Consider the following 15,242-nt stretch of genomic DNA (forward strand, 5'->3'; position numbering starts at 1 on the left):
ACTGAACCGATCTCGACCATTGCCATCTCCCGTATTCCGTCTACCATGGCTACCTGGCAGTAACCTAGCATCGGGAGAGGCAGATGTCGCGTGGTCCTGATTACCGGCCGAGCATTCTGCTGGTGAATTGGCGCGACACCAGACACCCCGAGGGCGGTGGTTCCGAACGGTACGTCGAGCGCATCGCCGAGGGCCTCGTCCGGCTCGGCCACCGGGTCTCGATCCAGTGCGCGGGCCACGACCGCGCCCCGTCCGGCGGCTGGGTGGCGGGCGTCCGCTTCCGCAGGCGCGGCAACAAGTTCACGGTCTACCTGTACGCCCTCCTGGCGATCCTGCGCTCCGACGCGGACGTCATCGTGGACGTGCAGAACGGCATGCCCTTCTTCAGCCGCCTCGTCGCGCGCTGCCCCGTGCTGGTGCTGGTGCACCACGTGCACCGCGAGCAGTGGCACAGCGCGCTGGGCCCGGTCTTCGGCCGGATCGGCTGGTGGATCGAGTCGTGGCTGGCGCCGAGGCTGTACCGCAAGTGCCGCTACATCACGGTCTCCAACGTGACGCGGGACGAACTGGGCCTGCTCGGTGTCGAGCTGCGCCGCACGGTGGTCGTGCCGAACGGGCTGGACGCGCCTCCCGCCGTCACCGCGCGGCGCACCGAGGCCCCCGTCCTCGTCGCGGTGTCCCGCCTGGTCCCGCACAAGCGGCTCGAGCACGCGATCGACCTGGTCGCGCGGCTCCGTCCACAGTGGCCGGACCTGCGGCTGGAACTCGTCGGCGAGGGCCCGTGGAAGGACGTGCTGCGGCAGCACGCGATCGACCGCGGCGTCGAGGACAGCGTCGTCATCCACGGCTGGGTCGACGAGCAGGCCAAGCACGAGATCCTCGCCGGGGCGTGGGTGCACGTGTGCCCGTCGGTCAAGGAGGGCTGGGGCATCGTGATCATGGAGGCCGCGAGCCACGGCGTGCCCACCGTCGCCTACCGCTCGGCGGGCGGCGTGGCCGAGGCGATCGTGGAGCACCGCACGGGTCTGCTCGCCGAGGACTTCGACGACTTCGCCCGGCACACGGAGACGCTGCTGCGGGACCAGCCGCTGCGCAAGGCGATGGGAGCGGCGGGCAGGGAACGCGCCCAGCAGTTCAGCTGGGAGGAGAGCCTCGGCGCGTTCGAGAGCGCCCTGCACAGCGCCCTGCGGCTACCGCCGCGCCTCGTGGCCGGCGAGCACCGCGTCGCACAGCAGGTCGAGTAGTCCGGCGGCGGCGGCCTTGCGCCGTAAGCGCACCGTCGGCGTGGTGACCTCCCCTGTCGTCGCCACGCCGAACGCGACGCCCGACCGGCGCCGAGCAGACGCGTGCTAACTCAGGCTGACGATGACGCCGGTGTGCCCGTCGGGAACCGGCTGGAAGAAGGAAAACCGCTCGCCTGGTGAAAAGGTCTCGATGGTCAGCATGGGCAGGTCGGGCTGGCCGTAGAAGGAGCAGCTCTGCCCCTTCCCGCAGGGAGGTGTCGGCGGCCGGACATATCCCACGGCGACGGCGGCATCGATCTGCGCCCGGGCCACCTCGTCCTCGACGCCAGGGCGGAGCGTGAGGATCACCAGGCTGACCGGCGAGCTCCCGATTCCGGCCCCGCCGGTGCGTCTCTCCCCGAGCACCACTCCGGACCTCGCGCCGACGTTGTCCGCTACCTCCGAGAGACGCATTCTCCGGGCCCTGACCTTGCGCCGTTCGCGGAACCACATCATTCACCTCCGCGCCTCGTGGCCGGTGAGCACCGCGTCGCACAGCAGGTCGAGCAGCTCCGCGGCGGCGGCCGCGTCGAAGTTCCTGCGCCGCACGCGCACCGTGGCCGTGGTCACCTCCCCTGTCGTCACCACGCCGAACGCGACGCCCGACCGGCCGCTCGCCGCGGGGAAGAAGCGCAGGGCGCTGACGTTCCCCTTGACGACACCGAGGTTCGACACCAGGAAGGTGCTGCCGAGCCGGGACGCCAGCAGCCGCATCCCCCACTGCGCCACCAGGTTGTGCGCGCTGGGGAAGCCCGCTTCCGGCGCGGCCGCCGTCAGCAGCGCACGCACGTCGTCCTCGGTCGCCCCGGCCGGCAGGCGCAGTCTGAGCAGCGCGCTGTCGGCCTCGGGACGGGGATCCGCTCCACCGCGCCAGGAAGCGCCTATCGCGGCGACGACGCGGCCGTGCGCGGCACCACGGGCGGCGTTCCACTGCCTCGTCGCGTCCAGCGCGGCGGAGGTGAGCCTGGCGCTGCCGAGCTTCAGGGCGGGCAGCGCGCGGGACACCAGGTGGTCACCGGACTCGTTGCCGCGCAACGAAGGCTGGATGCGCACAGGGGGCGCCCACACGGCTTCGCGCACGCGGTCGAGGGCGTTCAGGAGGTAGGGCCGGTCGGGGCTGCGCAACGCCACACCGGTCGCCGAGCTGCCCACGGACTCACCGAGGGCGATGCCCAGCAAGGCCAGCAGGCCGAGGCCGTCGACCGCACCGTGGTGGGCGGCGATCATCAGCGAGTCGCCGGCGAGCGCGACCCGGACCAGCGGATCGCCCGTGCGGTAGTGACCGTCGGCGAACTCGGTCCGCGCACCGTCCCAGTCGGACGGACGCAGCACGACCGCGGCGGGGCCGAGGTGCGGGAACTCCGCGCAGGCGCGGGACATCCGCGCGGCCACCACCGAGGGGTCCGGCGCCTCGCGCAGGCTCGCCTCGAGCAGGATGCTCCAGGAGGCCGCCGGGTCCCCGGAGAAGGCCACCGTCACCCGGTCAGCGGGAGCCGTAGTCGAGGACCTCGGGCTCCACGGCCTTCTGACCCTGCTCGATCCGCTGCTCGACGACCTTGTCGGGGTTGTTCTGCTCGACGACGATCACGCCGACCCCTCCAGCGAGCGCGGCCCCGGCGACGATCGCGACCAGCACCGAAACCAGTTCCACGTCTTACTCCTCAAGTCGGGGTGCCGCGAATCTACCGACCGGTAACCGTCTCCACAACAGGCTCGTACCGATCAGTGACCCAGCCGCGACCCAGGCGAGCACAACGGGCGCAACGGGTGGGCCGTTCGGTTCAGCGGGCACTGCTCCGGGGACCCGGTAGAGCGCCAGGTCGGGCCCGTCGTGGACCTTCTCCAGCCGCGCCAGCAGGTTCTCGTCCACCCGGCCCGGCGTCCCGTGCTCGACCAGCACCCAGCCGATGCCGCTCAGGTCGCCGGCGCGCAGCCGTGCCGCCCTCGGGTCCTCCCCCGCCACGACCTTGCCGCCGACCGGCAGCGAGTCGTCCACGACGGTGGTGCCGGGCAGGTAGCGCGGCGCGGGGTCGAGCTGGGTGCGCCGGTCGTTCCAGTCGAACCTGCGGAACGCCGACAGCGGGTACACCGCCACGTCACCGGGCTGCTCCACGAGCTCCTCCCGCACCGCGGCCCAGTCCGCCGGGTAGCCGACCGGTTCGAGGCGCCCGAACCCGCCCCAGGCGAGGTCCGGCAGCAGCCCGAGCAGCAGCACGGCCACGAGCAGCCGCGCGCGCAGCCGTTCCACGGCGACCGCGAGCCCGATCGCGAACGGGAGCGCGAGCCACGCCACCCACTTCTGGCTGTCGCGCAACAACCCGGCACCGGGCACGTGCTCGATCAACGTCTCCAGCAGCGCCACGCCACCCGGCAGCACGGCGAGGAGAGCCAGCACCGCACCGAGCACGCCCAGGCCCGCCAGCGGCCACACGGGCAGGCGTTTCGACAGCGCCCGCAGACCGAAGAGCGCCGCCCCCAGGAGCAGCACGGTGAGCACGGGAAGCACCGGGTTGGTCCGGCTCACCGGAACTACCTCGGCGTTCCAGATCCCGCCCAGCCCCAGCACGCTGAGCACCGGCCCGCCCCAGTTCTCCCCGCGCGCGCTGAACGCCTCGACGCCGGCGGGGTCGGACAGTCCGTCGTGCAGCAGCGAGGGCACCCACCACGGCGCGTTCAGGACGACACCGATCGCCAGGACCTGCCACGCCTTGCGACCTCCTGCGGTCGCCAGCGCCGTGCCCAGTGCGAGAACACCGCCCGGTGCCGAGAGCACGGCGGGCAGGCTCGCGAGCACGAGCCGGGTCCACGCGTGCGGTTCACCGTCGCGCATCTTGAGCCCGGCCATCGCGACCCACGGCAGCGCCGCGTAGCCCAGCAGCAGCGTCCAGTGGCCGATGAAGAGCCGTTCGGCGACGTAGGCGTTCCACGAATACGCCACCGCGGCGACGATCCGCACGCCGGTCTTGTCCGTCGGCACCAGCAGCCCGGCGCCCAGGGCACCGGCGAAGACGATCGCGAGCAACGCGAGCTTCTGCACCAGCTGACCGGGGACCACCTGGGTCGCCAGTGCCACCACGGCGTCGACGGGAACCGCCCGCGGCAACGCGTCCCCGAGCCCGAACGCCGCCGCGTTCAGCGGCTGCTCCGGCGTGAACACCATGTCGTAGACCAGGACGTAGCCCGGCCACAGCACGGGTGCGAGCGCTGCCAGAGCCAGCATCCCGCACGTGGCGTAGAGCTTCAGTCCGTTCGGCCGCACTTGCTCCCTCTCCGGTCGCGCCGGGGCTACAGTCGCCGAAACTACCGGCCAGTAGTACTCGCGGGTAGGCCCTACCGCGGCAGACCGGAAGGATCCCGCGTGTCCGCTCCGGCGACGACCACCACCACCCGCCTGGACGCCCTGCTGATCACGGGCGCGCTGCTGGGCGCCAACGCCGCGAGCTACGTGCTGACCATCGCGGCCGCACGGGCTCTGGCACCCGCGATCTTCGGCGAGCTCAGCGCGCTGCTCGCGCTCGTGGTCATCGGCGTGGTGCCGGCGATGAGCCTGCAGACCGTCGCCGCCCTGCGGGTGACGAGCCTCGGCCCGCGCCCCCTGTTCGGACTGGGTCTGAGCGTGAGCGCGGGCATGACCGTGCTGACACTGGCCCTCGTGCCGCTGCTCGCCGGTCTGCTGCACCTCGACGGTCCGTGGCCGGTCGTGTGGCTGGCGCTGTCCCTGGCCCCGCTGACGGTTCTCGGTGTCCTGCACGGACTTCTGCAGGGAACGCACCGGTTCGGCGCGCTGGCGTTGCTGGTGTCGCTGGAAGGGCTCGGCAAGGTGGGCGGCGGGGTGATCGGGCTGTGGCTGTCGCCCTCGTCGACCTCGGTGCTGGCGGGGACGGCCATCGGCTCGTTCCTGGTCGTGCTGACCGGGTGGCGGCTGTGCGGCGGTCCGCGTCCGGCGCGGCCCGCGGGCGGGGCCGAGGTGATGCACGCGTCCCAGGCCATGCTGGCGCTGGTGCTGCTGGTGAACCTCGACCTCGTGCTGGCCCGGCACCAGCTCGCCGCCCAAGCGGGCGGCTACGCCGTGGGAGCGGTCGTCACGAAGATCGCGTACTGGCTGCCGCAGGCGGTGGGCGTGCTCGTACTGCCCCGCATGGCCGACGCGGACGACCGCCGCCGCATGCTGCCGAAGGCACTGGCGGTGTGTGCTGGCCTGGACGTGTTCGTAATCGCGGGCTGCGCGCTGTTCGGGCCGCTGGGCGTGTCGTTGATCGGTGGCTCGAACTACCACGGCGACGCGATTCCGTTGTGGCAGTTCGCTCTCATGGGTTCCTGCCTGGCGCTGGTGCAGCTGCTGCTGTTCTCCCGGATCGCGAGCGGCGACCGGCGGTCCACCGTCGCGGTGTGGATCGCGGTGGCCGCCGAGGTCGCGCTGATCACCCTGTGGCTCAACGACTCCGTCGGTCAGGTCGTCACCGGCGCGCTGCTCGCGACGGCGGGACTGGTGATCGCGGGCACCGTCATCGAGGCCCGCGGCACGAAGCGGGCCTGATCACGGCACGACGGGGCCGGGTGCTGCGGGATCGGGCGCTGCGGGATCGGGTGCTGAGGAATCGGGCGCTGGGGGATCAGGGCGCTTCCCGAACGGGCCGAACGCGGCCGCGACCACCGCCGAGACCGCCACCAGCAAGGCCGCCTGGGCCAGCGGGACGTAGGCCCACTCCTGGCCGTGGCCGAGGATCCGGCCGAGCACCGCGGCACCCGATCCCAGCGCGACCCCGCTCACCGCGATCACCTTCGGCGCCGCCGGCCAGAACTCCCGCGCCAGCAGGCACGCGATCACCGCCACGATCGGCAGCATGCCGCCGAGCACGGCCAGCAGCACGAGCATCGCGACCATCAGCCAGCGACTGCCCGACGGTGCCACGAACGCCACCCGCCGCCGCACGGGGACCACGGCGAGCAGGAGCACCGCGAGCACTCCCAGGGCGCCGGCCAGCAGGCCCGTCCGGTATCGGGTATCCGGGCCGAACTCCAGCGCGACCACGCCGCCATCGCCCTCGGGCAGGACGTACGCCTGCTGCCAGCCGTCGACCCGGACCTTCTCCAGCACCTGCCCGTTCAGGGTCGCCGTCCAGCCGTCGTTGACGTTCTCGGACACCACGAGCAACGCCTTGGCCCCCGGCGCGACGGTGACCTCCCGTTCGGTGGCGTCCCAGGTGCCGATGGTGACTTCCCGGTGTGTCGCACCGGGTTTCGGGAGTTCGACGTGGGTCACGGAGACGTCCTGCACCACGAACGAGTCGGACCGCGACGTGGTCAGCACGTGGTCGCCGGCCGGCAGCTCCAGGGCGGTCGCCAGGTCGTCGTCGCACAGCACCGCCTTCAGCGGGCGGTGGGCCGTGACGTCACCGAGCACCCCGGACACCGAACTGTTGATCTTCTTCCCGTCGACGTCGATGACGGGACCCTTGCCGCACGGCACGGTGAACGGCGTCGTCGCGGGCACCGGTTTCAGCACGCCGTCGAGCGCGGGCACCCGGAGCTCACCGATCTCGGCCGGCCCCACGCCGCCCGACTCGCGCACGACCAGTTCGAGCTTCTCGGTGTCCGCCGGTCTGATCGCGACGAAGCCGTCCGAACCGACGCGCACCACCTCGGTGCCCGCGTCTGTGCGCACCTCCAGCTCGACCGGTGTCCTGGCACCTCGCACGCTCTCGATCCGGAACTCCGAGAGAGTGCGCTTTCCCTTCCAGGCCAGCGTCAGCGTGGGCCGCAGGTCCGTCACGTCCGGCACCCAGGACGTGCCCGGATCACCGTCCACAGCGGACAGCGGGCTCGCCGCGACGTCGCCCGCGAGCGAGGTCGTGCCCGTGATCGTCAGGCCCTCCGGCGTCACCGGGTTCTTCGCGCCGGCCGACGGCACGACGGTGGCGTTCACCGCGAACTTGCCGTCGGCCGAGGTGCGGAACAGCCGCGTGAGCCCGTTGACCTCCTCGCCGAACCGGGACAGCGACGAGTCGCACCGCACCGTGCCGTCGGTGCGGTAGCAGGCCGGACGTGACTGGCTGCCCCGCGTGAACGAGAAGCCGGGCCTGGCCGCGTCCTGGTCGCGGGGCACGCGCAGCGCCCGCTGCGCCGTCATGTCCGGCACGCTCAGCTCCTTGACGCCGACGTTGCCGTCCTGCCTGTCGGCGGCGACACCGAGGACCGTGACGCGCACGCTGCCGGTGAGACCGGGGCGGACGGGGTAGGCGTGCCGGCCGCCGCCGGACGGGACGTCGTGCTCGCTCTCCCCCGCGTCCGTGGTGAGCCTGATCCGCGTGACCGCCCAGCCCACCCGCAGGTCGTCGACCAGGTCGAGAGTCACCTCGCCGACCGAGCGCGGGGTGTCGAGGTCGATCTCCAGCCACTGCCCGGCGGGCCCGGTGAAGCTCGACGAGTGCCACGCGGACCCGCCGTCGCCGTCCACCGCCGCGAACGGCGAGTTCGCCGGGTCGATCGCCCCCGCCGAGTCGGCGTACGCGGTCGACGTGGAGGCCCGCACGGCCCGGATGCCGCGGTACTCGGCGACGGTCTGGTGCCGGGGGTCCTGGAACGGGGACACGTCCAGCGCGACGCGTCCCTGTCTCGACGCCTCGTCCGCGGACATCGTCTGGCTGAGGTTGTCGGACACCCTGCCGACGTTGCGCTCCTTGCGCCTGAGGCCGTCGGTGACGAGCAGCTGCCCGGTCCGCCCCCCGGCGTCGCCCGCGAGGACGACGGGCTGGTCCGCCTCGACGAGTCCCTGGGACAGCAACGGCAGCAACGACTCCGGTCCCCCGCTCACCGTCGGCACGTCCGCGTCGGCGACGGCGGTGACGACCGGGACGGTCCGCTTCACCTCGAAGACCTCCAGCGCGTTGCCGGTCGCGTCGGCGTCCACCGAGCTGACGAGCCGCTGGTCGCTCATCCTCACCTCGGGCCCGAACTGGGCGACGCGCTCGATGCCGGGTGATCCCTGGAGCGCCTGGCGCAGCACGGTGAGCGGTGGCGAGCCCGTCGGTTCGCGCGCGATGTCGTTGCGCAGCAACAGGAACCGATATCCTCCGCGCGCGAGGAAGTCCGCCAGTCCCGCCGAGCCGCGCCCGTCCGAGAGCGAGTCGTAGACGGCGTCCATGTAGCGGGTGTTGCCCTCGGACCCGAGCGGTACCTGGTTGCGCACCGCCCACGGGGCCTGCGCGAGCGCCTGCATCGGCTCGTCCACGGTCCTGCCCCAGGTGTACTGGCCGAACCCGGTGGCGGGCAACAACAACGTCCTCGCCCTGCCGTCCTGTTCCGCGAGCCATCCCGCCGCCTCGCGCCAGTGGGCCGGCACGTCCGACCACCCCTGGCCGGGCCGCAGGGTCAGCAGCCACGCGGGTGCCGAGACGACCACGATCAGCAGGAGCGCGACCCCGGTGCGGACCCTTCGCCGCCAGTGCTCGGGAGCGGCACGCAACCCGGTCGGCCGGGACAGGTGCAGCCCGTGGACGAAGCCGAGGACCAGGCACAGCCGCACGACCGGCTCGAACTTGTGCACGTTGCGCAGGGGTGCGAGCGGCCCGTCCAGGAGTCCGCGCACCACCTCGGCGAGCGGCGAGTCGAGCGATCCGACGTACCCGACGGTCAGCAGCGTCAGCCCCGCCAGCGTGCCGAGCACCAGGAAACGGCGTTCCGGCAGCCCCAGCCGGGCCAGTCCGACGACGCCGATGAGCGCCACCAGGGCGGTGCCGGCCATCAGCGCGGGGTTGTCGACCAGGATGAACCCGTTGGGCCACCACGGTTCGCCCTGCAGCACGTACGCGACCCACTGGTTCGTGCCGCGCAGCACCTGGAACAACGACATGGGCGCGGTGGTGTTCGCCGCCGACTCGATGTAGTCGAGGAACGGCAGGCTGTACCGCCCGAGCAGCAGCAGCGGGAAGATCCACCACAGCGAGACCGCGAGGACGCAGCCGGACCACCACAGCAGCAGCTTCACGTGCGCGCGGTTCCACGTGCGCGTCAGCAGCCAGATCCCCGGGAGGACCAGCGCCATCACGACCATCGCGCCGTTGACGCCGCCCATCCCGAGCACCGCGAGCGCCGACAGGGCCGCGGCACGGCGCGGCGACCCGATCCGGTCGGCCAGCACCAGCGGCAGCAGCACCCACGGCAGCATGACGGCGGGCAGCATCTCCGCGGACAGCGGCCCGATCTCGGTCAGCACCCGAGGGGCCAGCGCGTAGGCCAGCGCACCGGCGTACCTCGTCGGCTCATGGCCGATGCCGAGCGCGCGGGCCAGCCTCAGCACCCCGTAGAACGCGAGGCAGAGCAGCAGCGCGCACCAAAGCCGTTGGGTGACCCACGCGGGTATGCCCAGGACCTGGCCGGCCGCGAAGAACGGCCCCATCGGGAAGAAGTAGCCGTAGGCCTGGTTCTGCAACTCACCGGCCGTGGCGGCGGGATTCCACAGGTGCAGCGCTCTGCCCAGGAACCCGGCAGGGTTGACGGCCAGGTCGAGCTTGGTGTCGAACGTGGCCGTTCCGAACCGTTGCGCGAACGACAGCACCGTGAGTGCGAGGAGCACCCACGTCGTCGGGTTCCGATGTGCGATCTTCAGGCTCTTGATGGCGCAGGAAGTTACCACCGGGTAGTGCTCGCGGGCGACTGTCGCTATCTTGGGCCACCACGACCGTTCTGGGGCCGGTGCTCAGGCAGGTGGCGATGACTTCTCCGATCACGTTCGAACAGGCGTGGGAACTGGGCGACCAGGTCCCGGGGTGGCTGACGGCCGACCAGGCGACGATGTTGTGGAGAGCCGCCCTGCGGCTCGGTCCCGGCGCGCGGATCGTCGAGATCGGCAGTCACCAGGGCCGATCGACCACCGTGCTGGGGATAGCGGCGCGCTCCGTCGGGGCCACGGTCGTCGCCGTCGACCCGTTCGTCGAGGGCAGGCTGTTCGGCGGCACGCCCACCCGCACGCGGTTCGAGAAGAACCTCGCCCGCGCGGGCCTGACCGACGTCGTGCGGCTCGAAGCCGAGTACAGCACCACGCTGCGCCGGGAGTGGGACGAACGCATCGACCTGCTGTACATCGACGGCAAGCACGACTACTGGACCTACACCGACGACATGCTGTGGTCGGAGAACCTCGTTCCCGACGGCGAGATCCTGGTCCACGACGCGTTCTCGTCCATCGGAGTCACCTGCGGCATCATCGCGAAGGTGCTGTGCGGCAAGCGGTACGTGTACGTGGACCGGGCGGGCTCCCTCGCGCGCTTCCGTTTGACGCAACCGAGCTGGGCCGATCGCAGGCGCGTGCTCGCCGAGATGCCCTGGTTCCTCCGCAACGTGGGGATCAAGGTCCTGCTCCGCCTGCGGCTGCGGCCGGTCGCGCGGCTGTTCGGCCACGACAGCCCGTACGACCCGTACTGAGGCCTGTCCGCTACCGGGGACGGCAGGCGGGCGGCTGGCAGAGCATCGTGCTCAGAGCCTGCGCGAAGATGTCGCTGATGCCGGCGGGGTCGACGGTGGTGAAGGCCCCGCCGCCGGTCGCTTCGGCGATCGCCCTCAGTTCGCCGACGTCCACGTCCGGGCCCATGCCGATCGCGATGACGGGCAACGGCCTGCGCTTGTCCTGCAGCTTGGCCAGTTCGTCCAGCAGCTCCCGCTGACCGATCGAGTCGGGGTCCTCGTTGCGACCGTCGGTCATGATCGCGACGATGTTGATGCGGCCGAGCTCCCAGTTCTTCCGCGCCTCCCGGTAGGCGGCCAGGGTGGTGTCGTAGAGACCCGTGGCGCCGTTCGCGGTCGCTCTGGTCGCCCGGACCGCGGCGACGGCCTGGCCGCTCGCGAGGTGCTCCTTGACCGACGCGAAGGGGATGATCTCCTTGTAGTCCTTGTCGCCGTCCAGCCTGGTGGAGAACTTCCACAGGCCGATCTGCGTGCCGGGCTTGAACATGCCCAGGCCGCGTTCGGCCGCGCCGACGGCCAGCGTCATCCGCGTCGTTCCCGTTCTGGGCACGATCTGGTTCATCGAGCCCGACACGTCCAGGACGCCCAGCACCCGCGCGGTCAGCGTGAGCCCGCTCCACAGGCGCAACGTCTCGTCCACGAAACCCTGGTCCAGGCCGGCGGCCTGGTCGTCGGGCGCGCGCAGGCCGAACCTGCCGAGGTCGGCCGCGGACCGCAGGCGTGCCAGGAACTTCTCCGCCCCCGCCCGCTGCGCCTCGTTCGCGTCGGGCAGCACGACGTACGGGAAGTCCAGCGGTGGCAACGGGTTCTCCGCGGCGACCGCCGTCAGCCGGGTCGCGCCGGGCGTGGAGTTGTGCCGCTCCAGGGCCTGTTCGGAGGTGGGGAACACGTCCAGCGGCCGGGCGAAGAGGTCCTCGGCCCGTTCGGAGTAGTCACCGGACACGGGCCTGATGGCGGCGACCGTCGCCGCCGCGGGATCCTTCTCCGCCGACGCGAACCCGCGCAGCGCCAGCAACGCCGACAGGCTGGCCGGGTCCTTGGCCGGATCGGCGATGCCGGCGACCGCGGTGGCACCGGGCCCGATCAGCTCCCGCCAGTTCTTGGCCTTCAGGGACTCCTTGACGGCGAGCACGACCGGCGACAGCGCGACGGAGGTGCCCGCCTCGGGCACCCGCCACGCACCGGAGTCCCGCGCCTGACGCAACCACGTCGTCGACTCGGGCACCCAGACCGAGGGCGACGCCTCCCCGGCGACGAGCCGGGTCATCGTCTCGCGGGCGGGCTCGGCCTTGACCTCGACGCGGTAGCAGTCGTCCTCCGACGCGCCGAGTTCGTCCGCGACCTCGCTCAGGGCCGGCGCGACCGCGGGCGCCGCGGTGACGAGAACCGTCGCCGGATCCGTGCAGCGGGTCGCGTTGAGCCGGTCGAGGACGACGTCGCCGCCGATCCAGGCGGCGATCGACAACACGAGCAGCACTGACAGCCCGGCGACGGGCGCCGTCACCCGCCGTGGTCGCACCATGGCGGACACCCTAGACAACTAGCTCTGGCACCACCAGAACTCGCCGGTTCCGATTCCTGCCTGGCCTGTGTTCCTCGCCCAGGAGGCGGAGAATCGGAGGCGCAGGCTCCTCGACCGAGCGGAAACGGCGGCAGATGGCAGACGACTGGGTGTTCGGCTTCGGGTCCCGCTCGTTCGAGGACCTGGTCGGAAAGCTCTTCGGCGGGCTGGTGGAGCCGCAGTCCGCGACGCGGCGCACCGACCGCTTCGGGCGCGACCTCACCGCCGCGGCGCGGGACGGCCTGCTGGACCCGGTGATCGGCCGGGAGGACGTGATCGACGAGGTGCTCGAGGTGTTGTCGCGGCGCACCAAGAACAACCCCGTCCTGATCGGGGATCCCGGCGTGGGCAAGACCGCCGTCGTCGAGGGCATCGCGGCACGGATCGCGAGCGGCGAGGTGCCCGCCACGCTGAGCGGCAGGCGGCTGATCTCGCTGAACCTCGCGGGCATGGTCGCCGGGGCGAAGTACCGCGGCGAGTTCGAGGAACGGCTCGAAGGCGTCATCGAGGAGGTGACCGCGGCGGACCGGATGGTGGTCCTGTTCATCGACGAGCTGCACGTCGTGGTGGGCGCGGGCAGTGCGGAAGGCGCGCCGATGGACGCCGCGACCATCCTCAAGCCCGTGCTCACGTCCGGACGGGTGCAGGTCATCGGGGCCACCACGGCCGAGGACTACCGGCGGTACATCGCGAGGGACGCCGCCCTGGAGCGGCGGTTCCAGCCGATCGCGGTCGCCGAACCGTCGGTCGCCGAGGCGATCGCCATCCTCCGCGGGCTGCGCGCCCGCTACGAGATGCACCACGGCGTGCGGATCTCGGACGAGGCACTCGTGTCCGCCGTGGAACTGTCGGCCCGCTACGTCACCGACCGGTTCCTGCCGGACAAGGCCGTGGACCTGGTGGACCGCGCGGGTGCGCGGGTCCGGCTGCGGGAGAAGTCCGCGCTACCGCCGGACCCGGTGCGGCTCGAACAGCGGGTGCGGCGGCTGGAACGGGAGAAGGACGCCGCACAGGGCGAGGACGCGGCGTTCCTCGCCGGAGAGCTCGACCGTGCTGTCGCCGGACTGGAGGCCGCCCGCGCCGCACTGGCCGACGCGCCCCAGGTCTCGGCGAACGACGTCGCCGAGGTCGTGTCCCGCAGCACGGGCATCCCCGTCGCCCAGCTCACCGAGGCGGAACGACACCGGTTGCTGCACCTGGAAGACCAGCTGCACCAGCGGATCGTCGGGCAGGACGAGGCGGTCGAGGCGGTCGCCGACGCGGTGCGCCAGGGCCGCGCGGGCCTCAAGCACCCGGACCGGCCCGTCGGCTCCTTCCTGTTCCTCGGCCCGACCGGCGTCGGCAAGACCGAGGTCGCGCGAGCGCTGGCCGAAGCGCTCTTCGGCTCGGAGGACCGGCTGATCCGGTTCGACATGAGCGAGTTCTCGCAAGCGCACGCGGTCGCGCGGCTGATCGGCGTGCCACCGGGGTACGCCGGCCACGAGGAGGCCGGTCAGCTCACCGGCGCGGTCCGGCGCGCCCCGTACTCGGTCCTGCTGCTGGACGAGATCGAGAAGGCGCACCCCGACGTCTTCAACACCCTGCTGCAGGTGCTCGACACGGGCAGGCTCACCGACGCCGGGGGACGCACCGCCGACTTCTCCAACACCGTGATCATCATGACCAGCAACATCGGTGCCGGCCAGCTCCTCGCCGCAGCCGGCACGGGTGTTGCGGCCGAGCAGCTGAGGGAATCGTTGATGGCGGCGGTCCGCCGCAGCTTCCGACCGGAGTTCCTCAACCGCCTCGACGAGATCATCCTGTTCCGCGGGCTGGACGCCGTTCAGTTGCGGCGGATCACCTCGCTGCTGCTCGAACCCACCCGGCAACGGCTGCGCGAGCAGAACATCACGCTGGACGTGGACGAGCAGGCCGTCGACTGGCTCGCCGCCCGCGGCCACGTGCCCGAGTACGGCGCACGGCCGTTGCGGCGCACCATCGGCAGGGAGCTCGACCGGCGGCTGTCCCGTGCCCTGCTCGCGGGCGAGCTGAGCGGCGGGCAGCACGCCGTCGTGACGGTCACCGACGCGGAACTGACCCTGACCATCACCGGCGTCCCGGACTGACCCGGTCAGGGATTCCAGTCCACGAGGACCTGGGTGCGGTCGAAGCGTCGTGCGACCAGGTCGTCGCGCTGGATCGCCCAGAAGATCGCGGCACCCCCGCCGGACCTGTGCACGTTGAACTCCAGCAACAAAACCCAGTCGGCCGTGTCGGACGACGGCGTACCACCACCGGGCCATCGCCCCTTCCGCTCGTCCTCGGCCGCTAAGTAGGCGGCCGACTCGGTCGCGGCACTCCCGTTGCAGTCCGTGCCGTACCCGCCCAGCACCACGCTCGCTCCGCCCCACTGGTCCGTCCACACGTCGGCCAGCGCCTCGGAGTGGAGGTGCCCCGGCACCGGCACGAGGTAGACGGGTGGCGGTGCGCCGACCGGGCCGACGAAGGGCAGGGACACGTCGAGCGTGAGGCGGATCTCGCCTTGCTGGAACTCGTCGCAGATCTCCGCGAAGTCCTCGCTGCAGGCCGGATAGGACGAAGGATCCAGCTGTCGTTCCTCGACAGCCGCGCCTTCCGGCACGTACACCAGCTCGCCCATGCCGTGCTCCTCCGGATAACCGAAGAACAGCAGCTTGCCGTCGGACGGCAGCGGAAGGTCCGTCGCCTCCCTCGGGAGCGCGGCGCAGTCGATGGTGGCGACCAGGGGGTAGCCCTGCGTCTCGACGCCGGCGGGAAGCAGGATCGGGCCACCGAACCGGCCCACCACCGGCCCGTCCCCGTCCGGTGTGAGAAGCGCGGACGGGCGGACGAGCTCCATCCACCGCTCCACGTCGGGTGCCGGGACCGTCCCGTCCCAGCCGTCTGGTGCTTCCGCTGATCGGACGCACGACCACGGG

The 15,242-nt window shown here is 71.9% G+C and carries 11 protein-coding genes; 4 read left to right on the forward strand and 7 right to left on the reverse strand.

Going from position 1 to position 15,242, the window contains the following annotated elements; genetic code table 11:
• Positions 1-122 precede the first annotated feature (122 nt).
• Entirely contained in the window at positions 123-1,244 is a 1,122-nt protein-coding gene (locus LX88_RS23070) for a glycosyltransferase family 4 protein (protein ID WP_258949884.1), read from the forward strand.
• 105 nt (positions 1,245-1,349) lie between these two features.
• Here LX88_RS23070 and LX88_RS23075 read toward each other — a convergent pair whose 3' ends face one another.
• From LX88_RS23075 to LX88_RS23090, 4 genes are read right to left on the reverse strand one after another with little or no spacing between them, the layout of a single operon-like run.
• The gene (locus LX88_RS23075) at positions 1,350-1,736 is read right to left on the reverse strand and encodes a hypothetical protein (protein ID WP_258949885.1); all 387 of its coding nucleotides are present in this window, start codon (positions 1,734-1,736) and stop codon (positions 1,350-1,352) included.
• A gap of 3 nt (positions 1,737-1,739) precedes the next feature.
• Entirely contained in the window at positions 1,740-2,762 is a 1,023-nt protein-coding gene (locus LX88_RS23080) for a hypothetical protein (RefSeq protein WP_258949886.1), read from the reverse strand.
• Positions 2,763-2,766: 4 nt separating this feature from the next.
• On the reverse strand, positions 2,767-2,934 hold the full coding sequence (locus LX88_RS23085; protein WP_170176092.1) for a hypothetical protein: 168 nt from the start codon (positions 2,932-2,934) through the stop codon (positions 2,767-2,769).
• Positions 2,935-2,937: 3 nt separating this feature from the next.
• Positions 2,938-4,542, reverse strand: a complete 1,605-nt coding sequence (locus tag LX88_RS23090; protein ID WP_258949887.1) for an MmpA family trehalose lipid delivery protein — start codon at positions 4,540-4,542, stop codon at positions 2,938-2,940.
• 99 nt (positions 4,543-4,641) lie between these two features.
• Here LX88_RS23090 and LX88_RS23095 point away from each other — a divergent pair, with 99 nt between their 5' ends.
• Complete coding sequence (locus LX88_RS23095) at positions 4,642-5,820, forward strand: lipopolysaccharide biosynthesis protein (RefSeq protein WP_258949888.1); 1,179 nt, start codon at positions 4,642-4,644, stop codon at positions 5,818-5,820.
• Here the strand turns inward: LX88_RS23095 and LX88_RS23100 are convergent, their stop codons facing one another.
• On the reverse strand, positions 5,821-9,918 hold the full coding sequence (locus LX88_RS23100) for an alpha-(1->3)-arabinofuranosyltransferase (protein ID WP_258949889.1): 4,098 nt from the start codon (positions 9,916-9,918) through the stop codon (positions 5,821-5,823). It lies immediately after the preceding gene.
• 77 nt (positions 9,919-9,995) lie between these two features.
• On the opposite strand from LX88_RS23100, the gene LX88_RS23105 reads away from it, so the two are divergent.
• Positions 9,996-10,706, forward strand: coding sequence for a class I SAM-dependent methyltransferase (locus LX88_RS23105; RefSeq protein WP_258949890.1), 711 nt, complete (start codon positions 9,996-9,998; stop codon positions 10,704-10,706).
• A gap of 10 nt (positions 10,707-10,716) precedes the next feature.
• Here the strand turns inward: LX88_RS23105 and LX88_RS23110 are convergent, their stop codons facing one another.
• Entirely contained in the window at positions 10,717-12,267 is a 1,551-nt protein-coding gene (locus LX88_RS23110) for a substrate-binding domain-containing protein (RefSeq protein WP_258949891.1), read from the reverse strand.
• Positions 12,268-12,401: 134 nt separating this feature from the next.
• On the opposite strand from LX88_RS23110, the gene LX88_RS23115 reads away from it, so the two are divergent.
• The gene (locus tag LX88_RS23115; protein ID WP_258949892.1) at positions 12,402-14,411 is read left to right on the forward strand and encodes an ATP-dependent Clp protease ATP-binding subunit; all 2,010 of its coding nucleotides are present in this window, start codon (positions 12,402-12,404) and stop codon (positions 14,409-14,411) included.
• A gap of 5 nt (positions 14,412-14,416) precedes the next feature.
• On the opposite strand, the gene LX88_RS23120 is transcribed toward LX88_RS23115, so the two are convergent.
• Positions 14,417-15,163: a DUF1963 domain-containing protein gene (locus tag LX88_RS23120; protein WP_258949893.1), complete on the reverse strand. Its 747-nt coding sequence runs from the start codon at positions 15,161-15,163 to the stop codon at positions 14,417-14,419.
• Between the last annotated feature and the right edge of the window lie 79 nt (positions 15,164-15,242).

Source organism: Lentzea californiensis (assembly GCF_024648825.1).
In the GTDB taxonomy this organism is placed as follows: Bacteria; Actinomycetota; Actinomycetes; order Mycobacteriales; family Pseudonocardiaceae; genus Lentzea; species Lentzea californiensis.